Source organism: Rhodococcus sp. BP-241, from assembly GCF_019836145.1.
Classification (GTDB): Bacteria; Actinomycetota; Actinomycetes; order Mycobacteriales; family Mycobacteriaceae; genus Rhodococcoides.
In genome coordinates this window covers 40,256-65,693 of the sequence record NZ_JABUEI010000013.1, presented here as the reverse complement: position 1 = coordinate 65,693, position 25,438 = coordinate 40,256, and the positions used below count along the sequence as shown (strand labels likewise).

Below are 25,438 nucleotides of genomic sequence, written 5' to 3'. Positions count from 1 at the left end.
CGCGATGCGTCGCCGAGCTCGAGCCGGGTTGCTCCTCCGGAGGTGGCGTTACCGCAGGATGTGTACATCTCGCTGCGGTCCCTGACGCTCAACGAACGCAGTTCCGATCCGTCGACTGCACGCTCGTATGGCCAGGTAGTTCTGGATGCTGTTGAACGTCATGCTACCGAGCTGAAGGCTCATTGGGTCGGCGGGGCAAGTAGTCCGACCACCGGTTTGTTCCGAAGATCGGAACCTGGGCGGCCGACTCGTCGTCGACACAGTGAGCCACGTGCACGTGTACCGCTTGCCGGCGTGATCAACGCTGACGCGGTTGTCCTCGACCAACTGGCAAGTGACTGGGGTGCTGGAAGTAGAAGCGCATTGGTCGAGCAGGCACTGCGCCTCTATCTGCAGGTACCAGCTACCGACTGATCTGACCCGACGTCCGAACAACGCGCCGCTGTTGGTGATGGTTCTTATGCGGCGACTCAGCTACCTGCGTCCACCCCTAACATGTGAAGTGCATTCGATTGAACGGTTGATCATGCGCCCCACACTGTGGCTGTCGTGCTCCATGTCGAGGGGTTTTGTTGCCGCCTCATGCTCGCGGACTCGACCTCATCCAGGAAGCCGGTCAGTGATGCATACGGGTCGTCTTCGGGCCTGTACCGCGGCTCATCCGCCATGACCGAGTCCCAAAGTCCCTCGTCGGGTGGTGCCATGCCGTCGTCGACGACGACGACCGTTGCGTGCGACGACGGGGGAGCGGGAATACGTTGGGCCTCGCGTTCGGCCAGCCATTCGCGCCAGATAATCCGTTCGGCCCGGTGGCGGACGGTGCGGGCGCGAACCGCAGCGGCCAGGCCGTGCCGGTGAGCGATGTCGTCGAGCTTCACGTCTCCGAGCTGCACGTGCCCGCCCACAACAGTGAGAAGGCCGGCGGTGCGTAGGTCGAGGATCGTCTCGTAGCCACTCGATCGCCCGATCCGCACTGCCTGTGCCAACGTCTCGACGGTCATGGGGCCATCGGCGGCCGCGACTGCCTCGTAGAGGACGCGGTGGCGCTGGCCGATGACGCTCCACGCCGGGTGGATCGTGTCGATGACAGCCGGCCGAATTTCCCGCCCTGAGTTGCCCTCTGGCGGCTTGTCTCCGCTCGGTGGTACCAGCGCATACCGATCAGCGTTCTGACCGACTCCACGAGAGATGAGCAAGACCGGGGATCCAGGGGTGTCCCTGAGTCGCTCCAATACCGACCACACCGTTGTCTCAGGGAGCAGTCCCGCGGCAATGGAGAGCGAACGTCCGCCCAACGCCACCACCGGAACACCCTCGACCAGTTCCCCTCCTGATGCCGCACCCCACGCGAGAGCGTGCAGGACAGCGTGGGTGGACCAGCGATCGCGTCGGGAAGCGTATTCACGGGTGGCCCAAGACTGAGCCGTCGTGAGCCACGCCGAGAAAGCCGGGTCTGCTGTGCCCCCTGTGTGCTTTAACTTGTGCCCGGTATCCCGGACTAGCTCAGGAAGTGTCGATGCGGCCCATTCGAGGGCTCGCGCTGCATCCCTCCGGACCGCGCCGAGGGCGTTGCCGTAGTGGGCGTACGCGTCGCGGACACCTGCCCAGTCGTCCGCCCTGAGCCGGTCGGTGATGTCGTCGGCGGTCGCGCCGGCCAGGACCGCGTGGGTGATGACCGACTGGCGAGCTTCGGAGCGCGATGCCCACCGTGTGCGATCGAGTCGGCCGGTGGCCGCGAAGGTCGTGACCGATGCCGGTGGGGGAGTGGCACGGCAGAAGCGGCCGTGCAGTCGGGCAGTACGGCCGGTTCCGATGATCCGCTCAGCGACCGTGGCGGTGCGGATCTCGGTATCGACGGTGCGCATTGCCCCGGCCACGCGGGCGCGGGTGTGGGGGAGTCCGCCGAGCAGCGCAGTAAGGCGCGTGAGCAGTGCGGGTTCGGACCCGATGGTCAGGGTGTCCATCGCGGCCGTGAGATCGCCGGCCAGTACCCGGTGGCCACCCTCGCGGCACGCGGAGCCGGGGACGGTGATGCACCCGGTCGCAGCGTTGGTCATCGGAACGATGTCCAACGTCGGCAGACGAGCGGCCAACAGATCCAGCAGTGGTCGCAGCTCGGCGACGCCGGCGGTGACGCCCGGGGCCAGGGGGACCAGGACATGGCGGCCGCCGCTGGTGGAGACGTCGACGATCGCGCGACCGCCGGCTTCCGCCAGCCAACCCAGGGCCCGGTCCACATCCGCCTGGACAGCAGCACCGCCGTAGGTCTTAGCGTCGAAGTCCAACGCGATGACGCGTGCCCGGCCGTGAGCGAACAGCGGCACGGCGGCAGGTACGAGCGGGCGTTTCGTCGTCAACGAGCGCGACGAGGCGAAGCCACGCGCCGACGCGTCGTACAGACGCATGGATCGGCGCGCCGCGAGCATGGGCGCAAGACGGCGCCACAAGGCGTCGGGTGTCGACGCCGACGACGCGACACGATGATTGATGCTTGAAACTGAGTCAGGGCAGCATGTACCCTGAGACCTGTCCGTCAAGACAGTCCCTTTCTTGGGGCATCGAGTCCAGCGAGTTGGCGCTCACTGGCTCAGACTTCAACGGTCCCCCTGGTTGCCCCCAGGGGGACCGTTTCTTTTATGCGGTGAGCGGTAGCTCCACACCTCCCTCACCACGAACGTCGGGGCCGAGCCTCAAGTCCATTCGTCCGGCCAGGTCGCAGAACACATCACGTCCGAAACGCGCCACGGACGAATATCCATGGCGACGAGCGAGCTGCTTGGCGTCGATCTGGGCGGGCACTCGAACGGAGTGAGCGCGGGGCTTGTTCGATACTCGGAAGCGGCCGGTGACAGGAAGCGGGAACGCGTTTAGGGGCAGCGAAATCTCCGGTCCTAGTTTCAGATCCGGACGACCCGCCAAATCGCAGAACACGTCTGCGCCGAAGCGCGAGACTGCGCTGTAGCCCTTCTCATGGGCTAACTGCTCCACGCACAACTCATCGGGAAGACGAAGCAAGTACCCCGTGCGTTCGCCCAAATGTGGCTGAGCCATGAGCATCCCTCCTGTCGCCGGTCTTGAGGATCGTGCCACAGGAACGAATCTGATACAGGTGCGACACGCCGGGGGTGGGCAGCGCTCTTGCTCGTCTGCCGGTAGTCCGATCCCGGGTGCCCTCTAGGTAACGTCCTGCGCATGGATGTCTCGAGCGTAGGAACGACTGCCGTACTGACAGCACAAATGCGAGCATTGGAGTCGTCTCGGCCCGATCGACTGTTTCAGGACGACTTGGCCGGCCAGCTCGTCCGCGCGACCAACACGGGTATCAACCAGATCACTCTTGAGCAGGTCACGGGGCAACGTGTTTACGAATCGCTGGCCGTACGGACGCGCTGGTTGGATGAGCGGTTCGAGCAACACGTTGGCATCGACAACCCCCTCGTGCAGCAGATCGTCCTCCTGGGCGCCGGCCTCGACACACGTGCTCTACGTCTGGGATGGCTCGGTCGCGGCGTCGAGGTGTACGAGGTCGATCGCGGCGACGTGGTCGACCTGAAGAGCCGAGAGTTGCGGCGGGAGCACACCGAGCATTGGCACGGGGTCACGGCCGACCTGACCGACCGGGGTTGGGTGAATGACCTGCTCGGGAGCGGCTTCGATGCAACTGTCGCAACGCTGTGGTTGGCGGAGGGCCTGTTCATGTACCTCAGCGAGGTCGACAATCAGAGCTTGTTGCGAGACGTCGAGCACCTGAGTGCGCCGGGTTCGCATCTGCTAGCGGTCCACTTCGGTCGTGGCGCCCTCATTGATGCAGAAACACAGGCGATGTCGGCGGCGGTGGCCTCGAACGGCTACGGCTTCGAGTCTGCGATCGAGACGAGCCCTCAGCAGTGGTTGGGGTCTCGTTGGGGCGTTGATACGGCCCTTTCGATTGCGCAGTACGCGCCCGCCCTCGGACGAAAGCTGCCATATGACGAGGTGGCGCTCGGTGCTGAGCTCACGTGGATGGTCGATGCCGAGTATCGACCTCGGTGAGTTCGAATCGCATCCGGTAAGCGGTGACTGGACTGGCCGCCGCTGACCAGCACTCGGCCGCAGTGCGAGGGACCTCCACCTCGTCGAACGCGTTGCGATGTGGAGTCTCCCGCGACCGTCTCCAAGCGTTCTTGCGCTCGTACAGCAGACGAAACCTGCTGACTCGCCCGCGCAGTTTCACAATCTGGGGTACGAGCAGCGCAGCGACGAGCTGCACAGTCACGAGCGTGGTCAGGGCAACCGCGATCTGCGATGCGTTTTGTACGTATGCACTCGAGAACAAGTCAGGAAAGGCGTTGACCAGGAACACCCGAACGACAATGTGGATAGCGAATAATATCGCCGTCACGGAAGCGGAGGCGATGATGAGCAGCATTATGCGGATCGCGCCATCAAACTCAGTCGCAGCCCGAGCTATTAGACGCAGAGCGATCGTGGCAACAAGGGATATCGTGAGCGCGACATAAGACCACAAAACAATCTGCGGCCAGGTCCAGGCGAACTCATCCGGAAAATACTGAATAGGCTTACGCCACAAGTCGCTTATTGCGAATGATCCAATTATGACGACCGATGTGAAAAAAGCCAGAACGTGCGGAGCCCAGACCCTGAACGGGGCGCCCGCGATCCAAGCAGTGGCAGGCACACAGAAACCGAGAGCGAGAGTCGTCGACAATATGGTCAAGATGTAGGGGAGATTGTAAAGGTGCTCACCGTCCGCGCTGATCGGGAAGTTGTCGATGTAGTCCTCGACAGCCGGCAGGTGCAGTGAGCGCGCCGCCACGAACAGCAGGATTGCGATGGCCGTCCAGTGCGCGCCACTCTTCGGAGCGCGAAAGGAGCCTGATCGCGCCAGAAGATACAGGCCGATGGCGAGGAGGCCGAACGCGCCTATCGTTGTCACCGCGTCGAGTAGCCACACCGCAGGCATGGTACCCGTCATGAACACTGTTCAATAGAAACCAAACGGTTCAGTAGTAACCGAACGTACGAGCAAGCCGATCGATCATTGTTGATCCTCTAAGTTGCCCATGGCGTGACGTTATCCGCCGTCGTTGCTCGTCGATGCGCGCCAGCAAGATAGTTGCGAACCATTCAGCTTCTTGCTCTGCCCGACTCAACGTACTCATACTCTCCGGAGTGGCAGAATACGGAATTCCGACTTTGCAAGCGAACGACCGAAGTCGAAACTCGACAAGGTCGCGAGGGAGTGCATCGAAAAGCGAGGCGACTTCGTCCAGGGAGACCCGGCGGTCATGATGGAGAAGCACGTGACCCATTTCGTGCACGACTACGAACTGCTCTTCCTCCAAGGACAGGTGCGGCGCAACGACTATCTCGTCGCGATCTGCGTAGGGCCAGAGCTCTCCCGTGATGTCGCCGCTCACGTGTATGCCCGACGGCTTCTCCACCACTTGGATCGGTCGATCGCGGCGCAGTGACTCGGTGGCTACGAACGACTCGATCGACCACGTAGGTCCGGGATCGAGTTCCTTGACGAGTGCTTCTGCGACCTCGCGAGGTGTGGCCGCCTCGGGCGAACAGGGCGGCCGGCGTCTGGCCATAGTTAAGCCTCGACGCGCCAGAGCCGCCCAGACGCGCGGAGCTGTGCCCACTGAGCGCGCAGATCGTCCACCGACGCATTGGTGGGCAAGCCCATCGGACCATCGGCACCCCGAAAGTGGGGAACGCCGATGACACGAGTGCAAAGCATGATCTCGCTCTGCATCAACGGCCTGAGGTACACCGCAGGATCGTCGTCGAGAAGCGAGGTGTCATCATGCCACTGACACGCCTGCGCATAGGCGCGCCGAGCGATCGGTCCGGGTATAGAGGTGCCCGCCAGGTGCTCGCGCACCTCACGACTCGAATAGGGGAGATCAGCACCGTCGAGCTTCAAGATGAGCTGGTCGACGACGCTGTCATGGTCACCTGGGGCCGCTGCGAGTTTGACCATCAGGCTCAATCGGTACGACAGGGACTCGTCCTTGGCCGTCAGGGACGTGCTGGGCGGGGCATACACGTCGGTCATCTGGGAGATTTTAGATGGCGGCGGTCTGTAGCGCACGCTGCTTGCGGTGCCATCGCTCGTGATAGCGGCCACCTTCGTCAGCTGAAAGACCCGCTAACCAGCGTCGATACCGTTGGTCATCATCCAGCGAAGGAGAAGACTCCTCAAACGGCGCGGCGTCCCCGAGATACGGGGCGAACGTCGTTTGCAGGAAACCTGGCACCGTGCGGCTTGGCCCACCGAAGCGTTCGAGTACCTCTGTGGCATGAGCCGCGCTCAGCTTCTGAGCGAACTGGATCAAACCGCGGAGCGCGGTCGATCCACCCGGGAGGTCCGTGGGTGCGAGGTTCTGCTGGATGAGTGTCAGACCTTCTCGCAACACTTCCACCGGCACTGCGACGTAGCTGAAGTCCAGTGGATCACCCGGCACAGGAATGTTCGGCGCCGATGTGCCGCCAGAGGCACCAGTAGAGGCGACGGTGTCCTCGAGCGAGACCGGGTCGCGCATGTCGAGACATCGGGCCGCTGAACCGCTTTGCCACTTCAGTGCCTTGTCGAGCCGATCTAAAGTCGTCGGCCGAGGAAAGGCCGTGGACGGGGTAGGGCTCTCGATACGAGCAAGGGTGGATGGTGCCGGCCCACCCGTTTCGTGCAGACCGTCGCGCGTGAGCCCCAAAGCGCGTCGCCGCAGCGTTACTGCATCGGCGAGGAACGCCAAAGGCGGCGGGATCTGATCAAGCACACGGTAGAGCGTATCGCCCGTGAGCACGTTTAACGCCTTTACACCCCGCCAGGCCGCTGAATCAATCATCTAACGCTCACAATAAGTTCGTTTGCAGCGCACAGTCTCAATTTATCGTGCGTGGGGCCTCCACTCGAGCCGAGTTAACCGCTCATAACGTGTTAATGTACTTCGTACGAGCGGATACGGGCGAGAAGCTGGCCCGGAAGCTCATCGACAGCGGGTTGTGAGAGGCATATGAGATGTTAACGCGCATTTCAGCCCATCGGCGCGGGATGGCAACATCCCGCGCCGATGGGCACCTGCGCTCTGTCGACGCTCCGGTGTGCAACTCGCTTCACCAGCAAGACGGGCTCAACAACCTCCTCTTCTGTACGCGGCCGATGCACACTGCGCACACGGACCACCAGTCAACCTGCGATGACGGATCCGTCCTGGCCACGTGGACGTCAAAGTCTCAGCCGGTCGTGATTTCCGCGGCACGGTCATGTGCCTCATGACTTCGGTTGCACGCGATCACGCGCGTATCCGAAAGCCGTTCGGCAGCAGCAATTTCGATTGGTGTCACGCCGTCGGGCAGCACGTAAACGATGCCGGTGTAGCGCGAAGAACCGAGGCGCTCCCCCTAATCAGGGCGCCTCAATTACCGCACCCACCAGCATCTCGACATCTCCCGGTCGCACTCACAGGAAGGACGTCCTCACATGCTCTGGATCTTCCAGCAGCCGTGGCTATGGCTCAGCTTCTTCGCCGGTAAGTGACCTCGCGCCACTCATCCCGACAAGGACTCATTACCTGACACGACCTGTGCGGGAACCGGCAGCCGCACCTGCCGGTTCCCCACGGCGAAACCGATCAACTCGTACAGCTCCCATGAAAGGGCAGAATGTTAAACAGTGACAACAAGTCTGGACGTCATCGACGCCAGACCGCGACCCGGTCCACCGTGGTTGCTGCATCTGCGGTCGCGGTGGCGGTCGCTTTCGCAGGTCCCGCCGCCGCCGACGAGGTCCAGCCCGGCCTGACGACCACGCTCCCGCAGCAGCCGGGTCTGTCCACCACCGCACCCGCACCTACCCAGCAGCGCGAGTTCCTGCCCGGCTACACCCCGTCCCCGCAGGTACAGCAGTCGCAGTGGCGCAGTTACGACGACTACCAGTCCGGCCGCCAGCAGTCTTCCACCGTCCCGGCCGTCTACTACTCGGCGCCTCCCGCGCAGCCGGCCCCACAGGTCGGGCCGCCCGCACCGCTCGCGCCGCCTCCAGTGCCCACCGTCGAACGTAAGGTCATCGCACCCATCGACATTCCCGAGGGCTACATCGGCGTCGGCGGCGAGATCGTGCCCTACGACCCGAATGTCGTGGACCCGAACCTGGTGGAACAGTTCAACAACACCAGTCAGGCCTTGCAGGCAGACGGCGGAAACTTCCTCGTCGACGCCGGATTCGCCGACGCACCCCGAGCCGACCGCATCTCCGCGGGAGTCGCCACCGGCATCGTCGCCGGCGGCACCGCAGGGTTCCTGACCTCGCTCGTCCCCGCGACCGTCATCACCGCCACCGGAGCAGGACTCGGCGGAGCGCTCGGCGTCGCCGCAACCACCGGTAGCGGGGCGATCGTGTGGGGCGGACCCGTCGGGTGGGTGTTCATCCCCGGTGCAGCCGCACTGGCCGGTGGGGCTGCGGGAGCTGCACTGTCCGCGCCGATCGTCCTCGGTCTGACCGTCACCGGCGCCGCACTCGGCGGCCTGCTCGGCGCCACGGTCACCGGTGGAGAGCAGCAGATCATCACCGAGCCCGCCCCTGTCCCCGCACCAGCACCCGAGGCACCCGCTCGCGCCGCGGCCGCGCCGGTGTGGACACCGCCGCAGGACGTCCAGCAGGTGCTCGACACGGCCCCCGCCTACGTCGAGCAGGCCCGCCAGGCCGTCACCGACGTGACCGGCGGCGCCGACGTCCTGGGCGCGGTCGACACCGTGATTGCCGACAACGCCCCCGCGCTCGAGCAGGGCGCAGCAGCCCTGAACAGCGCTCTCGCATCATTCGTGCCCGCCTGATCGCCGGGTGCGGCCGGACCTCCTCACCGGGATCCGGCCGTATCCGAAGGTTCGGCCGACCACCTCGCCAGAGACACACCACGCCCACTCACCGACACCGAGGAAGGAGACGCGGAGATGCCCACCTCGAACCGAGCAGACGACGAGTGGTTCCCCCCGTTGTCCGCCCACCCCACCGCCGAATCCGATGTCGCAGCAATGGATCCGGTGGTCGACCACTCCGACGAGCACACCGGACACGTCGCGGTGATGACCCCACCGGACCAGCGGACCGACGACCACCTCGCCCCGTGGCAGGCAGTCCTCGCCGAACTCCCCACCGCGACAGCACCGGTGAACGTCCCCGCGGCGCCCCTCGCTTCCGAGGCAGGGTGGGTACGCCGCCATCGGTCCTCCCTGGCGGTCGCGGTGTCCGCCGCCGCTCTCGTGGCCGTCGCAGGCGGCGCTGCATGGGCCGTGCTGCCCTCCGTGACCGACGACGCGCCGGCCCCCTCGCTGGCGCAGGAACTCGTCGCGACCACGGAGGCCGTGACCACGACCTCCACAGCACCGACCCCGACCACGCCGGCTGTTCTGCCCTTCGAGCAGTGGTGCGCCCAGCAGCCCGGCGGCGAGGTCGCCTCCGCGGACTCCGCCGATCCGAACCTCGCGGCCATCGCCCGCATCGAGGATGCCTACTACCGCAGCCGCGACGTCGGCGCGGCGAGCGCGCAGCTCGCCGACGGTATCGACCTCGACCCCGCTGCGTTCGCCGCTGCCGTCGCCGCCATCCCCGCCGGCACCGAACACTGCGTCCTCGCCGACGAGAGGGCGCCGTCGCAGTTCCGGGTGACGGTGATCGAACGTCGACCCGGCGGCGAGCAGAAGCGGTTCGTCAGCTCCATGACCACCGCACCGGCCGCCACCGGAGACACTGCCGTCATCGCCGCCATCGGCCCTGCGTCGTGACCGGCGCATACGGGACAAGCCCGTCCTACCTGGACTGGCTGCCCACCGCCGCGGCCGCCGACACGGAGCCCGTCGCGGCGGCCGATCCGGCACAAGAGGTCGTCGTCGAGGACGGTCCGACCGCCGCGGCCCCGATCATCGTCGTCGCCGGCGCCCACGGCGGATCCGGAACAAGCGTGGTCGCGCTGCTGCTGGCGATGGTCTCCGACGACACCGTCGTCGTCCTCGACGGAACGCCCGTCGGCGGGGACATCAGCCGCCGCACGCCCGCCCCCGTCGCGCAGACGGCCGCCGTGTGGAGCGTCTGGCTCACCGGTGACCGCGCACTGACCACGTCCACCGGGTGGACCGTTCTGGGTCGGGACCGCCGCGACGACGCATCGCCCTCGCACCTCGCGGCGGCGGTGACCGCCGCCCGCGCCGCGGTCGGTGGCCACGGGCTCGTGGTCGTCGACGCCGGAGCCTGCATCGGGTCTACGTGGTTCGACGCCGCCGCCGACCTGGCCGATCACATCGTCGTCACCATCGACGACCGACCGGGGGCGGCCAACGCCGCGCGCCCCGTACTGACGGAGCTACACCGGCGCCTCGGCATCGCCGGGATGGGCCGCAGCGTGCAGCTCGTCGTCACTTCCCAGCGCCCCGGCGTCGACCACGTCACCGGGCCGCTCGCCGATGCGCTGACCGGCCGGGTCGCCGGGGTCGTGCATCTGCCCTACGACGCCGAACTCGCCGCCGGTGTCGGTATCGACCCCTCCCAGTTGTCGGCCGCCGCTCTCGGCGCCGCTATCGCCGTGTTGTCCGGATCCCGCGCTCACCTGCATCGAGAGGCCCACCGATCATGACCCCACGCCCGCACCATCTCGCGCCGCCGCAGACGTGGCGGGGGCGGCTCCTCGCCGCCGCCGTCGCCGCCGCCCTCGCGGCGGCCGCGGCGACCGGCACCGCCTCTGCTGCACCCACGTCGGCACCTCCCACCGGGTGCGACGTGCTCCACGTGTTCGGGTTGCAAGGCACAGGAGAGTCCGGTGACGCCGCGGCCACCGACGTCGACTCCGGGTTCCTGGGCTCCGCGATCACCATCCCGCTTTCCCTGGCCGCCGCCGAGGTCGGGCGCACCCTGATCCCGTACGCAGCGAGCTTCGGCGGCAAGCCCGGCGACAGCACCGACCTGCCCTACGCCCAGTCCATCGCCGACGGTGTCGCAGCGGCCGAGAAGTTCCTCACCGACTACGCCGACCAGTGCCCCGGCAGCAAGATCGCTCTGACCGGTTACTCGCAAGGCGCCCAGGTCGCCTCCGAACTCGCCCGCACCATCGGGGCGGGAACCGGACCGGTTCCCGCCGCCGACGTCGCGGCGGTCGCGCTGTTCTCCGACCCCACCCGCCCCGCGGGCGCGGCGACATTCCCCGGCTCGTCGACACCCGACGCACCGGCACCGCCGCCCGGGGTTCCCGCAGCCGATCTCGACGGCCTGGCCGTGACCGCTCCGCCCGCCGACGGCGGCGGGATCGCCCCCACACTCGCCGCCCCCGCCACCTCGGCAACCTCAACCGGGGGCAGGGCATTCGGTCAGCTCAGTGGCCGCGTCGCGCAGTTCTGCACTCCCGGCGACCTCGCGTGCTCACTGCCGGCGAACTCGTCGCTGGCGAAGATCGCCACCAACATCTCCGGTCAACTGCACCTGCAGGAGCAGGACCCGCAGCGCACCCTCGGCGATCTCGCCGGGGCCGTGGGCGGAGCGACACTGCGCACTGCTGCCGACGTCATCGACGAGGACGTCGACTTCAAGGGCGGCACGTTCCAGGTCGCCTCCGGCGGAGACACCGTCCTCGGCCGCCTCGCCGAGAACTCGGCACAGACATCCGACACCCCGGAGGCCGACGCGAAGATCGTCCGCGCCGTGGTCAAGGCCGGAGTCATGGGGCTCGGCGCCGCGGTCACCGTGGCCAAGAGAGTGCTGACCCCCGCCACGATCACCGAACTCGCCACCGTGGGCCTGGCCAATCCGCCGGCGGCTCTGGCGGTGCTGGGAACGAAGATCACCGCCGCCGTGACGCAGCTGTTCCCGCCGGCCACCATCTCGTCGGTGCAACGGCGGATCTACTCCGAGATCACCCGCGGCGCCCTGGACAACAAGGGCCTGCTGACCCTCGCGACGGACGTCCGCTACTGGGACACCGTGCGCCTGCACGGCACCTACGACCAGGTTCCCGTCACCGCCGACGGACTATCGCCGGCGAAGTTCACCGTCGAGTGGTTCACCCGCCTCGCTGACGCCCTCGCCGACACCGGCAGCTCACAGACGACCCGCAGCTCGCCCGTCACGAGCACCACAACACGAGCACCCGCGACCGGCACCACGTCGACCACCTCCACCGCTCCCACCACCACCGGGCCGAGCACGACCACCTCATCGAGCACGAGCAGCGCACCCACGACGCCCGGTTCCACCGCCGACGGTTCCTGACCGCCCGCACTGCTCTCGTCCCACCACCGCGACCACCGGAAAGGAGTCCCCATCGTGTCGACATCGCCCGGCACCAAGAGTGGCGCCGCAGCAGCGGTCGCCGCCGTCGCAGCGGTGCTCCTGGTGGTGGTCGCGGTGGTGGTGCTTTTCGCCCGCCCCGACGACATGTGCGCTCTCCCCGGCGCAGGGGCGCCCGGCGCACCGGTCCCGGCTGGAACACACGTCAAACCCACCGATCCCGCCGCGACGACACTGACCTCCGGATTCGGCCCCCGTTGGGGAACCGACCACAACGGAATCGACTTCGCCGGCCCGATCGGCACCCCGATCTACGCGTTCACCGACGGCACTGTCCGAGAAGCCGGACCGGCGAGCGGATTCGGGAACTGGATCATCCTCGACCACCAGATCGACGGAAAGACCTACTCCACCGTCTACGGCCACATGCGCGGCGACGGAGTCCTCGTCTCAGCCGGCCAACAAGTCACCGCCGGGCAGGAAATCGGGCTCATCGGCAACGCCGGCGAGTCCACCGGGCCGCACCTGCACTTCGAGGTATGGGACGGCGGGCGCCTGCCCGACGGCGCCGGAACAGCACTCGACCCGGCGTCCTGGGTGGACGCCGCAGTCGCTCCCGGCAGCGCACCGCCGCCGCCCGCACCCGGCGCAGACACCAGCACAGCCGGAACCGGCAGCGGCACAGGAGGCCTCAACGACAAGCAGCTCGCCCTCGCCGAGCAGACCGTCGCCATCGGGGAAGCGATGGGCATTCCGGAACGGGGCATCGTCGTCGCCCTCGCCACCCAGTCACGGGAATCGACATTCCAGCTCTACGCCAGCTCCAACGTCCCCGACTCCCTGAACTACCCACACGACGCCGTCGGATCAGATCACCTGTCGGTCAACCAATTTCAGCAACAGGTGACGATCTGGGGCGACACCGCCACACTGATGAACCCCGCCACAGCGAACCGCCTGTTCTACGAACACCTTCTCGCCGTCCCCGGCTGGGAGTCGATGCCCGTCACCGTCGCCGCTCAGACCGTCCAAGGCTCGCAGTTGCCTGGTGCGTATGCCGAACACGAACCGCTCGCCCGCACCCTCTACGACCGGTTCAAGGGTGCAGGCAAGGACCTGTCCGCCGCCGACCGAGCCGCCCTGGCCGGAGCCGCAACGGCGACCACCGTCGGCAGCGGCGCCGTGGATACGGAGTGCGCAGATGCGGCATCGAACACGAACGGCCCGGTCTTCACTCCCGGTGGCCCGTTCGGGGCGAACGTCATCGCGGCCGCGATGCGCTGGCTCGGCACCCCGTACGCGTGGGGCGGCGGCAACACCAATGGTCCGACGAACGGGATCAGCGACGGCGGCGGAGCCGGGGACGCGAACGGCGACACCGGCAAGGTCGGGTTCGACTGCTCCGGCCTGACCCTCTACGCAGTGTTCCAAGCGTCCGGCGGCGCGATCAGCCTCCCGCACTTCACCGGCGCCACCACCAACGCGGGCCAGCTCTACGACCCACGCGGACAGGAGATCCCACTGGAGCAGAAGCAGCCCGGCGACCTCATCTACTTCGGGTCCGGAGGCGACACCCACCACGTCGGCATCTACTACGGCGTCCAGAACGGCACCGAGATGTTGCTCAACGCCCCGCAGTCCGGAGACGTCGTCTCCATACAGCCGCTCTCCGGTTGGGCCGGGGAAGACATGTACGTCAGGAGATTCGGATGACCCACACGACCACCACCACCCGGCGGGCCGCGTTCGCGATCCTCGTCGTGGCCACGGTCGCCGTGTTCGCAGGATGTGGAACAACCACCGAGGAGAACGTTCCCGACGGCGGCACGCCGCCCACGTCGACAAGTGCCCCTGCCAGGGCGGTGTGCACCGACCGCATCGACCACGTCACCCGCACCGACACCTGCGATCTCGCCGCCGTCCTCACGGGCGCCGCCGACGCCCTGTACTCGTACCGCCCCGCCGAGCAGACCCAGAAGGGAGTGAACATCGACTCCGCGGCGACGCTGCTCAATCCCGCCTGGGTGCGAGAACTCGGGGTGTCCTACTCCGCGCTCGCCCCGGTCACCGGCGCCGACTGGGACCGATGGGCCGCAACGGGCCTGGCCGTGGACGCCGAGTCGAACGTGACACCGGACGACCACCCCGCCGACACTATCGCCCTCGCCCGACGCGTCGTCGCAGTGCACCAGAGCATCGTCGACTCGGGCGGCGCCCAAGTCGACGAGCTGACCCCGATCGCGCTGTACATGACCGCCACCCGAGCGAACGCACTCGCCGGATGGTCCGTCTCCGGGATCACCGTCCGATGAGCGCACCGGCGACCCGACCCGACCTCGAGACCGTTGCCGCGCGTCGGCCCGCGCCCGGCGTCATGGCGCCGCCCCTGCATCGTCAGGCGCCGATATGGCAGCAGCGCATCGAGCGCACCGATCTCTGCGCTGCGGAGCCCCTGGTGTGGTTGCTCGGCGCTCACGGCGGGGCCGCGGTCTCCACCCTCACGGCCTCCCTGGCGTGGGCCGGCGACAGCGGCCGCGCGTGGCCGTCCGGTGGACACGGCGACTCGCCGCTCGTCGCCGTGGTCGCCCGCACCCACGCCGCAGGTCTGCGCGCCGCCCACGACCGGGCGATGGCCCACCTCGCCGCGCTGACACCCGATCCGGTGCAGCTGCTCGGACTGATCCTCGTCGCCGACACCGACCGACGACCCAGCCAGCAACTGCGCCGCGAGATCACCCGCGTCTGTTCGGTGTTCGACCATGTCTGGCACATCGGGTGGGTAGAGCCGTGGCGGCACATGTGCCCCGACGAGCTTCCCGAATGGGGACCGCGCGCTCAGGTACCCACCGACAAGCGCGCCGCCGCCGACACCCGCACCGTCCCCGTCGAACCGGTCCGCGCTCTGCACGACGACCTCCTCAGCGCCGCGGTCGCCGCACTGCGCACCTCGCCCGAACCGGGGCAGCGATGACGGTGAACGTGTTGCTCTGGGTGGCCACAGCGACGGTGACGCTCGCCTGGTCGGTCGTCGGTGTGCGACTGGCGATGGCCGACTGCGGCGACCCTCGGCCGAGTCGCCCAGTACCGCTCCTCGTGCTGGCGAGTCTGCTCCTCGCCGCGGCCGGTATCGCTCACGGCGTTCCCCACCTTCCCCCCGGCATCTCGTGAGAGGCACCAACGGTGGCCGCTCCCCGCCCGGTCGACCACCACTTCCCCGACCACCACTCACTGATCTCGATCCTCCGCACCTCCACCTGAAAGGAACTAATCATGTTGCTGCACACACTCGCCGCCACAACCGACTATCTCGCGCAGGTCGGACCCAACGGCGTCGACGCCCCGCCCGGCGCCGAGAAGTACCAGCTCCTGATGAACATCGGCCTGTGGGTCGCCACAGGTGTCCTCGCCCTGGTCGGCGTGTTCGCCGGGGTGAAGTTCGCCATGGGCCACGCCGACGGCACCAACACTCGCGGCCAGCAGATGGGTCTGGCGGCAGTCGGTATCGGCGCGGTGTTCGCTGGCACCGCGACCGGCCTGGTCAACACCCTGATGACGTGAGCGCCCGAGACATGGCCGTGGCGACCATCATCCGCGCGGAGGTCCCCACCGACTCCTCACCGAAGACACCACCGGCGGAGGTGACCTCCGGCCTCGAACAAGTCGGTGCCTGGTTCTACTGGGGTGTCATCGCGACGCTGGCGATGCTCGGTGTCGCCGCCGGGATCTACCTGGCGACGGCGTACCACCGTGGCGGGCAGCTCGGCGAGGGCGAAAAGCGTGTGGCGATCGTCGCCGTCGCAGCGGTCCTGGTCGCCGGATCCGGCGGCTGGGCGGGGATCCTCCTGTGACCGAGCCGTTTCGGCGTCGGATGACCACGTCAGCCGCCGCGGCGCTGATGATCGTGGCCACCGTCATGGGATGCTCCGACGACCCGGCGGCGGTGGGCGATGCACCCGCCGCCGCCATCGACGTCGCCGCACCGCCCGCCGAGGTGACCTGGCGGCCGTATCAGGGCGTCGAGGTGCCGTACAGCGACGTCGATGGGCCGGCCGCGGACACCTCGTCGGCCGCACCTACCGGGTACTCCGCCACCCCGCAGGGTGCGGTGCTCGCCGCGATCCAGGGACAGGCCCGGCTGGCGTTGGCCCCGGATACCGCCTGGGCCACGGTCACTCGGGAACTCGTCGCACCCGGTGACGGACGCGACGCATTCGCGATCGCCCGATCGGCCGCCTCGATCACCGACGCTGCCGTCCCCGCCACCACCGCGGCGTTCACCGGGTTCCGGGTCTCGTCCTACGACGAGTCCCGCGCCGTGGTCGACGTCGCGACGACCATGCCCGGCGGCCAACTGACCGCGGTGCCGGTGACCGTCCTCCGGTCCACCGGCGACTGGAAGATCGCCCTCCCCGCCCCGACCGGCGCCGAGGATGATCCCACCGCACCGGCGGCGACGGACCCGATTCCGCTGCCGTCGATGGACGGATTCACCGCGTTCTCCGCCCCCTGACCAGGCGTCATCACCCCGGTCATCGCCCGACCCCGACAGGAGCCTCCCGTGCAGGAATCACCCACACCACCGCCCGAACCGAACTGGATCGACGAGCACCCCAAAGCCCGCTGGCTGGCGACCTCCCGCACCACCGGCGCGGCCGCAGTCGGGTTCATCGTCCTGGTGGTCGTGCTCGTCACCATCGTTCTGGTTCGCAGCGGGGATTCCGGCGACACCCCTCCTGCCGCAGCGCCGCCCGTCACCGCCGCTCCGCCCTCTGCCCCGGTCACCCCCGGCGGTGAGGGCGGGTTCGGCCCGTCCCTCGCCGACCCCTACGGCCGCGAGATCGCCGTCCCCATCAACGAACAGGGACAGGTACTACCGCAGACCGATCCCGGCGACCGACCGGCATTCGCCAAAGACGTCCCGGTCCCCGCCCCGGCGGGGATCATGTGGCAGCGCATCGGCGCCACCGTCGCACCGTTCTCCACCAGCGACGGCCCGACTCGCATCGACGGTCGCCTCGCTTACGGATTCGCCCGCACCCCGCAGGGCGCCGCGTTGGCGGGATGGCAGATCATGGCGCGCGCGCTTCGGAGTGCGGATGACCTGCGTGAAATCTACGACCTACAGACGGTCGCCGATCCCGGTAAGAAGCAGGCCGCGATGGACCAACTCGCCGCTGCCGGCAAGAGCGACTACCGCATCAGTGACGCCTTGTTCTTCCCCGAGGCGTTCCAGATCACCTCGTACACCGATAGTTTCGCCGTGGTCCGCTATGCCACTCCATCCGAGAACGGGACATGGGTTGCTGAACAGCGTTCTCTCGCATGGGACAACGGTGACTGGAAGATCCGCGACACCACCTCGGCGCCGCAACCCCGGCTGTCCTCCTTGGCGGGGTGGACCCGATGGTGAGCAAAGCACGGCCGATCTTTCGCCTTGCACTCACTGTTGCCGCCGTTCTCGGCGTACTTCTCCTGACGACCGCTCCCGCGTATGCCCAGGAAACCGATCCCCCGGCCGGCGACAGCGCCGACAGCCAAAGCCTGATCGAATCATGCGACTTGCTGCCTGAATGGGCACAGAACATCCAGGTTCTACCCGGTGCTTCTGCAGAGAATTTCTGCAAGGCCGGGGCGGTGGTGGCAGACCCAGGAGCGGCAGTCGGTGAAGCCGTGGACTGGGCGGCGTCCGGAGCTGTGGGTGAGGCCGCCGAAGCGTTCCTCGAGGGTTTCGGGCAGGCGGTGAACCTGATGTTCACCTGGTGGCTGGACATTCCGTTGCCGGATTTGGCGAACCCGGAGTCGGTGGGTGTGTTCCACAGCTACTTCTACTGGATCAACGCTTCCCTGGTCGCGGTGTCGATCGCTGTCGCCGCGGTGCGCCTGGCGGCCGCGAACGCCTCCGCTCGCGCCGAGCGGGCCACCGACACCGCGAAGATCCTGGTGCGGACGGTGTTCGCGACGGCGACGTTCGCCCCGCTGCTGATCGTCACGCACGCCGGGGCGGTGAAGTTCGGGAAGTGGATCGTCGAGGACGCCGCCGGCGGGAACGTCGCCGACGTGCTGGGAACGATGTTCGACCTGTCGCAGGTGTCGTCGTTGCTGTCCGCGGGACTGGTGATGGTGTTCGCGCTCCTGGGCATCGTCGGTGCGCTGGTCCAAGCGGTGTTCGTGGTCGTGCAGTACGCCATGTTGATCCTCGTGGTGGGGTTTTTGCCCACCGCCGCGGCCGGGTCCGGTACCCCGTCCGGCGAGCAGGCGTTCAAGAAGATGATCGGGTTCGCCCTGGCGACAGTGCTGTTTCCGATCCTCTCGGCAGGGGTGTACGCGCTGGCGCTGTGGTCCGCCGGCGGCGACGACGCGATGAGCAAGCTCTGCGGGATGGCGCTGCTGGCGCTGTCGTGCCTGTGCCTGCCGGTTCTGCTGCGTCTGATCGTGCCCGCCGTCGCCGCCTCCGGTGGAGCGTCCGGCGCAGCGGCGCTCGCCGGCGCCGCGGTGGCCACCGGCGCGGTCGCCGGTATGGCGATGAAGGCCGGCAGCGCCGGGGCCGCGGCGGCAGCGAGCGGCCGATCCGGGGCAGGAGTCGTCGGTGGGCAGTCACCCGACCGAGCCACCGGGGCCATGACCAACCCACCCACCACGTCCGCGGGGCAGGGCGGCGGCGGCCGATCCGGAGCCGTAGCAAGCCCGGCGGCCGCCGCTGGTGCGACGTCCGGGGCGCAGTCGGCGCCCGGTAAGTCCGGGGCCTCGTCGGGCGCGACCGCCGCCGGCGCCGCATCGGCCGCCAAGACCGGAGCCACAGCGGTGGCCGCAGTGATGAAGGGCGCCGAGAAAGCAACGGGCGCAGCAGCTGGAGACAGCAACCCGGACGGCCAGCGAGGCGGACGCACGCCATGACACCGAATTGCCAGACGACACAGTGCGAGACGCCGACGTCCGAGCACACCACCGGCAGCGACGAGAGGACCCCATGACCATCGAGACCGCCCGCGCGGACGCCGTCGGAGGTGCGCGATGACCGCGCAGGACACCGAGCGGCCGGTGCGCACCTACGCCGGGTTCGTCGACGAGCGCCGCACCTACGCGTTCGGACTGACCCCGTTCTCCTTCGCGGTCATCGCCGCGATCGTCCTGGTGACGCTGGCGCTGATGTTCCTCACCGGGTCCGCCCTGGGGTCGTTGGGGTTCGGCGCCGTCCTGGTCCTGCTCTGGATTCCTCTGGTGGTCAAGGGCCCCCAGGGCAAGACCGGCTACGAGATGCTGCTGCTGCGCCGGCAGTGGCGACGGCAACGCCGCACCGGCCGCCACATCTACCGGGCCGGGCAGTTGTCGAACCAGGCGGGCGGTCGCTCCCGGTTACCCGGTATCGCCGCCGAGACCGAGTTGTGGTGGGCGCTCGACACCAACGGTCACCGCTTCGGGATGATGCGGATGCCCAGCACCCACCAATACACGGTGCTGCTGCGGTGCCGCATCGGCGGCGCCGCCGGCAACGACCAGCACATCGTCGACGGGCTGGTCGGATCGTGGGCGAACTTCCTCGCGATGCTCGGTCAGGTCCCCAACATCGCCGCGGCCGCGGTGACCATCGAAACGCTCCCCGACACCGGCGAGCGGGCGCGAGCGAACGTCGACGCCATCACCCACCCGGACTCTCCCGGCGCCGCACGTCAGATCCTCGCCGAGCGTGTCGCCGCGTCCGCGACCGGCTTCCGGGTGCACGGGCGGGTGGCGATCACCTTCGATGCCGCCACCCCCGCTCAGCGCAAGGACCCGATGGCCGCCGCCGAGATGATCGGGGCGCAGCTCCCGGTGCTCTACTCCCAGCTCGCGCACACCGACGTCACCGCCCTGCCCATGAGCGACAGCGACTACGCCGCCGTGGTGCGCCGGGCGTTCGACCCCGCCGCCGAACCGGACATCGAGCGCGCCCTGACCCTCGGTGAATACGTCTGCGACTGGGCCGACGCCGGCCCGATTACCGCAGAGGAGGACGTCGACAAGGTCACCTACCGGCACGACTCCGGTATCTCGCGGGTGTGGACGATGACCTCCCCACCGTCCGGGTTCCCCACCGAACGCGTCCTGGCCGGACTGTTGTCCCCGAACTCGCAGGTCCCGCGCAAGCGGGTCACCGAGATCTTCCGCCCGTACTCCCCGGCCGACGCCGCCAAGACCGTCGAGGGTGACTTCAAATCCGCTGTCGCCGCAGTCAACACCGCACGCGGGATCGGTTCCGCCACCGCGGACATCGCTCTGGAATCGACGAACACCGCTCGCGTCGCCGAAGCGCGCGGGCACGGATTGGTGTCGATGTCGATGGTCATCACCGCGACAGCCGAGTCTGCCGAGGAGCTGACCGCGCTCGACCCGGAGATGCGGGGGTTGATCTCCGGCGCCCGGATCACCGCACGCCCGGCCTACATGTATCAGGCGGCCGCATTCCTCGGCGGACTCGGAATCGGGGTCCTGCTTCCCGACCACAGCACCATCCCCAAATCGCTACGCGGCTGAACTCACATGCCGCTGCGCGGCTGACACCGCCGTTTCTCATCGTCCACTCCTAGGAGGTCCCTTCCATGCTCCGCTCCCCGCTCGGCCCGGTGTCGCTGCGCCGCCGCATCTCCGACCTGACCGGTTCTGGTCAGCTTCGACCGGCGAAGCAGTCCCGCTCCGTCACAGACCCGATGAAAGCGGCCGCCACCCGCCGCCGCATCGAAGCTCGCGCCGCTGCTGAGGCCGAAGCGGAGGAGGTCAAACGAGCTGTCCGCGAACGGGACCCGTCCCGCACCGACCGCAAGAGAAGCGGGTGGCGTAAGGCGCTGCCGCTGCGCGCCCGCGGGTTCGACGGCCGCGGGGGTGGCCGGATGTCCGTGGTGGACCGCCCCGCCAGCTTCCGGGCGACCACCGATCAGGCGTGCGGGCCGTGGCCGTTCTACGTCGGCACCGGCCACCCCCAGTCCGGAACACCGCTCGGTGTGGACCCCGACAGCGGCCAGGCCGTCTGCTACGATCCGGTCTCGGCGGTGTATCGCTCACCGCGCCAACAGAACACACCGTCCCTGTTCATCCTCGGACTGCCCTCGTTGGGCAAGTCCACCGTCGCCCGGATCCTCGTGGCCGGCGCGATCGCGCAGGGGCAGATCCCGATCATTCCCGCGGACCTCAAACCAGACGAAGCCGCGCTGGTCGAGTACTACGGCGGCCTGGTGATCCGCCTCGGCCACGGCGAGGGCTACCTCAACCCGCTCGCCGTCGGCGCACTCGGCTCGATCCTCCCGTTGCTCGATGAGTTTCCTGACGTGCAGCGCAAGGTCGCCGCCCAGGTGCTCCAGCGCCGCCGCCGGCTGGTGTCGGGGCTGTGCGAGCTCGAACGCGGTGGCCCGCTCACCCAGTCCGAGTCGAACGTCCTTGCCGTGGCGCTGCGCGTCCTCGACGCCGATCCCAGGTTCACCCCCGAGCATCCGCCGCTGCTCTCGGACCTGTTCACCCTCATCGAGAAGGGGTCGCCGGAACTGGCCCGTAAGACCATCAGCGTCGACGACCCGGCCAAGTACGCCGCCAAGGTCGAGGGGTTGCTCGAGACGTTGATCGGTCTCCTCGACGGCGAGCTCGGCGAAGTGTTCTCCCGTCAGACCACCACGGCTCTCGATCTCGCCGGGGAGCGGCCGCCGGTGGCGGTGTGCGTCGATGTGTCCTCCATCGGCACCGAGGACCCGACCCTGGAAGCGGCGATCATGCTCGCCTGCTGGTCGGACGCGTTCGGCGCCGTCGAAGCCGCCCACGTCCTCGCCGACGTGGGGCTGCGGGAGAAGCGCACGTTCCTGGTGGTGCTCGACGAGCTGTGGCGGGTTCTGGCCGGAGGCTCGCAGATGGTGCTGCGCGTCGATCAGCTCACCCGTCTGACCCGCACGATGGGAACGGCGCTGCTGATGATCACCCACACCGTCGCGGACCTGGAAACTCTCGCCACCGCTGTCGACATCAGCCGCGCCAAGGGCTTCATCGAGCGCGCCGGAGCCGTCATCGTGGGCGGATTGCCGACGCAGGAGATGGACAAACTCGACGGCATCATCCCGTTCACACACCAGGACCGCGATCTCGTGTCGTCGTGGTCCACCCCGGCCGGCATCGACGACACCGGCCGCGAACTGCCTCCACCCGGGCGCGGGAAGTTCCTGCTGCGCATCGGCACCGCCCGCCGACCCGGGGTGGTGCTGCAAACCGTCATCACCGCCACCGAAGCCGCCGCCGGGTACCACGAGACGAACGCCCGCTTCGCCCACGTCGGCGGCGGCGGGCGATGAGAGGTAAGCCGTATCCGGCGGAGATCCGGACCCGTGCGGTGCAGATGGTGACAGACCGACTGCCCACGGCCCGCTCGACGTGGGCGGCCATCGAAGCGGTCGCTGCGCACCTGTCCCTGCACCCCAACACCGTCCGGTGGTGGTACCGGCAATCCCAAGGCGTCACCGACGAGCGGCCCCTGATGCCGAGTGAGCAGAACGGCGAGATCGCCCGGCTCCGTGCGGAACTCGTCGAAGCGCAACGCCTCATCGCCGACCTCGTCGGCTCGACACACACCCACGGGAAAGAAGGAGTCATCGCATGAGCACAGGGAGAGGGGCGAAGAATCCGAACGCCGGTGGCGACCCGATGCTGGCGATGACCGGCGGCGCGATCATCGTCGCCGCGGTGGCGTACGGCGGCGCGGAAGCCGCACTGAGGCTGGGCGGCCCGCTGTCCGACATCGATCAGCATGTACCGGGGTCGCCGTTCGCACTGATGGCAGCGTTGGCGAATGGGTCGCTGGTGTGGCCGGTGGGGGCGACGATCATCGCCGTAGCGTTCGGGATCGCCGGTCTGATCGTGATCGTCGCCGGCACGGTGTGGGCGATGACGCGGCGCCGACATGTGACCCGCGTCGACGACGCCGGCCGGTTCCTCGGCCGCCCCCGGGAAGTGGCGCGGCTGGGGGAGAAGGCACTGCGGGCGGAGATCGCTCGGCTGGGGGACCCCGTCGCCGCCGACCAGCCTGTCGCGGCACCGCTGGGGCGGTTGGTGCTGGGCCCGAACAGGTTCGGCATCACTTTGTACGCCGGGCCGGAGGACGTCGCCACCCACATCTGGGGACCCCGGATGGGCAAGACCAGCTGCGTGATCATCCCGCAGCTCCTCGCCGCTCACGGCGCCGTACTCACCACCTCCAACAAACGCGACGTCGTCGACACCACCCGCGCCTACCGGGCCGAGAAGGGCCCGGTGTGGGTGTTCGACCCGCAAGGAGTGGCGCAGGAGTTGCCCCGGTGGTTCTACGACCCGCTGACCTGGGTGCGCTCCGCCCGGCCGTCGACCACGCAGGGCCTCACCGACACCGACGAATCCGACAGTCGCCGTGCGGAGTTGGCGGAGCTGCTCGGCGAGGATGTCGTGGCCACGATGAGTCAGTCGGCGCAGGAGACGAAAGCCGCGACCCTCGCCGGGATCTTCGCCACCTCGTTGACGGGGGAGAACACGAAGCGCGAACCGTTCTTCGACCCGATGGGGCAACGCCTGGTCACCGGGTTCCTCCTCGCCGCCGCACTGGAGCATCTGCCGTTGCCGATCGTCTACACGTGGGCGACGACCCCGGAGAATCAGGAGCCGGTGCGGCTGCTGCGGGCTCACGGTTTCGGGCGGTGGGCGGAGTCGATGATCGCCCAGTACAACGCACCCGACAAGCAACGCGGGGGAGTGTTCGCCACCGCGGCGAACATGCTCGGCGCTCTCGCCTACGCCGAGATCCATCCGTGGATCTCGCGGATGGGGGAGCGCGACACCCGCCCGGAGTTCGACCCGGCCGCGTTCGCCGGCGAGGACGCACCGACCTTGTTCTGCTTGTCGATGGAGGATTCCGCCAACGAGTGCGGGGCCCTGGTCACCGCGTTGACCGTCGCCGTCACCGACGCGCTGGTGGACCGGGCCACCGCCACCCCCGCGGCAGGGAGCTTGCCGGCGGGACGGCTGCGGGTGCCGGCGACGTACGCGCTGGACGAGGCCGCGAACGTGGTGCGGTGGCGGCAGCTGCCGAACCTGTACAGCCACTTCGGCTCCCGCGGCATCACCGTCACCACCATCCTGCAGTCCTGGTCCCAAGGGGAGGAGTGCTTCGGTCCGGGCGGGATGAAGAAACTGTGGGGCGCCTCGACGATCCGCGTGTACGGCGGCGGCGGATCCACCGACGACGGCCGGTTCCTCGAGAACACCTCCGCCGCCCTCGGTGATCACTGGGAGATGAGCCAGACTGTCTCCACCAACTCCTCCGGGCGGTCGAGTTCGCAGCAGCGGCAGAAGATCCGCACCCTGCCCGCGGATGCCCTCGAAGCGATGCCCGCGGGTCGGGCGGTCCTGCGCGCCGCGAAATGCCCACCGGCGCTGATCGAGACGCTGCCCTGGTACACCGGACCGTTCGCGGGCGCCGTCGCCGACGCGCAGACCCGCGCCGGCCAGGACCCTGTCGTCCGCCTCAATGCCGACGACCCGGATCCGGCGGACGCGACATCCCTCCTCCCACAGCCGACGAAGCATCCAGTCGCAGCGCGGCGGACTGACGCGGCGGTGGCCTCGTGAGCGACGAGTTCGACCCGGATACCGACATGGGCGGAGCCTGGCCGACTGATGCATCACCAGCCGACAGCGATCGAGACGAGCTGCAAGACGGTCCCGGCGGCGACAAGGCGGGCGGGGCGGGGGAGCCGGCCGATTCCGAGGCTCGGGGCCCGTACTACCCGAACGCGTACCGCTTCTTCGCCGACTTCCTCGCCCCCGCATACCGGCGCAAGACCATCGACCACCCGGCGCTGCGGTGGTGCCCGAGTTGGTTCCTGCACCCGGAGGCCCGCGCCAGGGTCGACGCACTGTGGCGGGCGTGGGAGTACCTGCGGCTGGATCCGGCCACCGGGATGAGTGTGTGGTGGAAGGACCACGCCGATCACCACATGTCGAGGATGCTGTCCCCGGACGGCACCTTCAAGGACTGCACTCCCGAGCATCGGCAGGTGCACCCGCTTCCGAGCATCGCCATTCCTGACGAGCTGCTGGCGCTCCACACTGCCGATTCACCTGTGTCCCCTGCCTGACGGCACCTTCACCTTCCAGAAAAACCCGTAAACCCCCTGAACCGAG

General features: G+C 68.3%; 25 protein-coding genes. 20 read left to right on the top strand and 5 right to left on the bottom strand.

Annotated elements, in window-relative coordinates; genetic code table 11:
* Positions 1–524 precede the first annotated feature (524 nt).
* Positions 525–2,426: a hypothetical protein gene (locus HQ308_RS20285; protein ID WP_222647653.1), complete on the bottom strand. Its 1,902-nt coding sequence runs from the start codon at positions 2,424–2,426 to the stop codon at positions 525–527.
* A gap of 766 nt (positions 2,427–3,192) precedes the next feature.
* On the opposite strand from HQ308_RS20285, the gene HQ308_RS20280 reads away from it, so the two are divergent.
* The gene (locus tag HQ308_RS20280; RefSeq protein ID WP_222647652.1) at positions 3,193–4,032 is read left to right on the top strand and encodes an SAM-dependent methyltransferase; all 840 of its coding nucleotides are present in this window, start codon (positions 3,193–3,195) and stop codon (positions 4,030–4,032) included.
* Here the strand turns inward: HQ308_RS20280 and HQ308_RS20275 are convergent.
* A complete protein-coding gene (locus HQ308_RS20275) occupies positions 3,995–4,975 on the bottom strand; it encodes a hypothetical protein (RefSeq protein WP_222647651.1) in 981 nt (326 codons plus the stop codon). The genes HQ308_RS20280 and HQ308_RS20275 overlap by 38 nt on opposite strands.
* Positions 4,976–5,003: 28 nt before the next feature.
* Positions 5,004–5,351, bottom strand: a complete 348-nt coding sequence (locus tag HQ308_RS23110; protein ID WP_374198550.1) for an ImmA/IrrE family metallo-endopeptidase — start codon at positions 5,349–5,351, stop codon at positions 5,004–5,006.
* Here HQ308_RS23110 and HQ308_RS22795 point away from each other — a divergent pair.
* Entirely contained in the window at positions 5,289–5,474 is a 186-nt protein-coding gene (locus HQ308_RS22795) for a hypothetical protein (RefSeq protein WP_261776383.1), read from the top strand. The two genes, HQ308_RS23110 and HQ308_RS22795, sit on opposite strands and share 63 nt — an antisense overlap.
* A 125-nt stretch (positions 5,475–5,599) precedes the next feature.
* Here the strand turns inward: HQ308_RS22795 and HQ308_RS20265 are convergent, their stop codons facing one another.
* Both HQ308_RS20265 and HQ308_RS20260 read right to left on the bottom strand, forming a co-directional pair.
* A complete protein-coding gene (locus HQ308_RS20265) occupies positions 5,600–6,064 on the bottom strand; it encodes a hypothetical protein (RefSeq protein ID WP_222647649.1) in 465 nt (154 codons plus the stop codon).
* A gap of 10 nt (positions 6,065–6,074) precedes the next feature.
* On the bottom strand, positions 6,075–6,785 hold the full coding sequence (locus HQ308_RS20260) for a hypothetical protein (protein WP_222647648.1): 711 nt from the start codon (positions 6,783–6,785) through the stop codon (positions 6,075–6,077).
* Between the two features lie 970 nt (positions 6,786–7,755).
* Between HQ308_RS20260 and HQ308_RS20255 the strand changes: the two genes are divergently transcribed.
* The 18 genes from HQ308_RS20255 to HQ308_RS20170 all read left to right on the top strand — a co-directional run bounded on the left by HQ308_RS20255 (position 7,756) and on the right by HQ308_RS20170 (position 25,392).
* Positions 7,756–8,841, top strand: a complete 1,086-nt coding sequence (locus HQ308_RS20255; RefSeq protein WP_222647647.1) for a hypothetical protein — start codon at positions 7,756–7,758, stop codon at positions 8,839–8,841.
* Between the two features lie 117 nt (positions 8,842–8,958).
* The gene (locus HQ308_RS20250; protein WP_222647646.1) at positions 8,959–9,789 is read left to right on the top strand and encodes a hypothetical protein; all 831 of its coding nucleotides are present in this window, start codon (positions 8,959–8,961) and stop codon (positions 9,787–9,789) included.
* Positions 9,786–10,634: a hypothetical protein gene (locus tag HQ308_RS20245; RefSeq protein ID WP_222647645.1), complete on the top strand. Its 849-nt coding sequence runs from the start codon at positions 9,786–9,788 to the stop codon at positions 10,632–10,634. The genes HQ308_RS20250 and HQ308_RS20245 overlap by 4 nt, the downstream gene beginning before the upstream one ends.
* The gene (locus HQ308_RS20240) at positions 10,631–12,259 is read left to right on the top strand and encodes a cutinase family protein (RefSeq protein WP_222647644.1); all 1,629 of its coding nucleotides are present in this window, start codon (positions 10,631–10,633) and stop codon (positions 12,257–12,259) included. The genes HQ308_RS20245 and HQ308_RS20240 overlap by 4 nt, the downstream gene beginning before the upstream one ends.
* A gap of 54 nt (positions 12,260–12,313) precedes the next feature.
* On the top strand, positions 12,314–13,990 hold the full coding sequence (locus HQ308_RS20235) for a peptidoglycan DD-metalloendopeptidase family protein (protein WP_308115839.1): 1,677 nt from the start codon (positions 12,314–12,316) through the stop codon (positions 13,988–13,990).
* Positions 13,987–14,589: a hypothetical protein gene (locus tag HQ308_RS20230; RefSeq protein WP_222647643.1), complete on the top strand. Its 603-nt coding sequence runs from the start codon at positions 13,987–13,989 to the stop codon at positions 14,587–14,589. Before HQ308_RS20235 ends, HQ308_RS20230 begins: the two co-directional genes overlap by 4 nt.
* Positions 14,586–15,248 carry a DUF6668 family protein gene (locus tag HQ308_RS20225; protein ID WP_222647642.1) on the top strand — a complete coding sequence of 221 codons (663 nt, stop codon included), beginning with the start codon at positions 14,586–14,588 and terminating at the stop codon, positions 15,246–15,248. The genes HQ308_RS20230 and HQ308_RS20225 overlap by 4 nt, the downstream gene beginning before the upstream one ends.
* Positions 15,245–15,445, top strand: coding sequence for a hypothetical protein (locus HQ308_RS20220; protein ID WP_222647641.1), 201 nt, complete (start codon positions 15,245–15,247; stop codon positions 15,443–15,445). The genes HQ308_RS20225 and HQ308_RS20220 overlap by 4 nt, the downstream gene beginning before the upstream one ends.
* A 102-nt stretch (positions 15,446–15,547) precedes the next feature.
* Complete coding sequence (locus HQ308_RS20215; protein ID WP_222647640.1) at positions 15,548–15,835, top strand: hypothetical protein; 288 nt, start codon at positions 15,548–15,550, stop codon at positions 15,833–15,835.
* Positions 15,832–16,125, top strand: a complete 294-nt coding sequence (locus tag HQ308_RS20210) for a hypothetical protein (RefSeq protein ID WP_222647639.1) — start codon at positions 15,832–15,834, stop codon at positions 16,123–16,125. Before HQ308_RS20215 ends, HQ308_RS20210 begins: the two co-directional genes overlap by 4 nt.
* A gap of 20 nt (positions 16,126–16,145) precedes the next feature.
* Entirely contained in the window at positions 16,146–16,787 is a 642-nt protein-coding gene (locus HQ308_RS20205) for a hypothetical protein (protein WP_222647638.1), read from the top strand.
* 48 nt (positions 16,788–16,835) lie between these two features.
* A complete protein-coding gene (locus HQ308_RS20200) occupies positions 16,836–17,687 on the top strand; it encodes a hypothetical protein (RefSeq protein WP_222647637.1) in 852 nt (283 codons plus the stop codon).
* Between the two features lie 227 nt (positions 17,688–17,914).
* Complete coding sequence (locus tag HQ308_RS20195; RefSeq protein ID WP_222647636.1) at positions 17,915–19,171, top strand: hypothetical protein; 1,257 nt, start codon at positions 17,915–17,917, stop codon at positions 19,169–19,171.
* Positions 19,172–19,288: 117 nt separating this feature from the next.
* Positions 19,289–20,788: an SCO6880 family protein gene (locus HQ308_RS20190; RefSeq protein ID WP_222647635.1), complete on the top strand. Its 1,500-nt coding sequence runs from the start codon at positions 19,289–19,291 to the stop codon at positions 20,786–20,788.
* Between the two features lie 65 nt (positions 20,789–20,853).
* Positions 20,854–22,581, top strand: coding sequence for a hypothetical protein (locus tag HQ308_RS20185; RefSeq protein WP_222647634.1), 1,728 nt, complete (start codon positions 20,854–20,856; stop codon positions 22,579–22,581).
* Positions 22,578–22,886 carry a transposase gene (locus HQ308_RS20180; protein ID WP_222647633.1) on the top strand — a complete coding sequence of 103 codons (309 nt, stop codon included), beginning with the start codon at positions 22,578–22,580 and terminating at the stop codon, positions 22,884–22,886. The genes HQ308_RS20185 and HQ308_RS20180 overlap by 4 nt, the downstream gene beginning before the upstream one ends.
* Positions 22,883–24,883, top strand: coding sequence for a type IV secretory system conjugative DNA transfer family protein (locus HQ308_RS20175; protein ID WP_222647632.1), 2,001 nt, complete (start codon positions 22,883–22,885; stop codon positions 24,881–24,883). Before HQ308_RS20180 ends, HQ308_RS20175 begins: the two co-directional genes overlap by 4 nt.
* Positions 24,880–25,392, top strand: coding sequence for a DUF4913 domain-containing protein (locus HQ308_RS20170; RefSeq protein WP_308115838.1), 513 nt, complete (start codon positions 24,880–24,882; stop codon positions 25,390–25,392). Before HQ308_RS20175 ends, HQ308_RS20170 begins: the two co-directional genes overlap by 4 nt.
* Positions 25,393–25,438 lie beyond the last annotated feature (46 nt).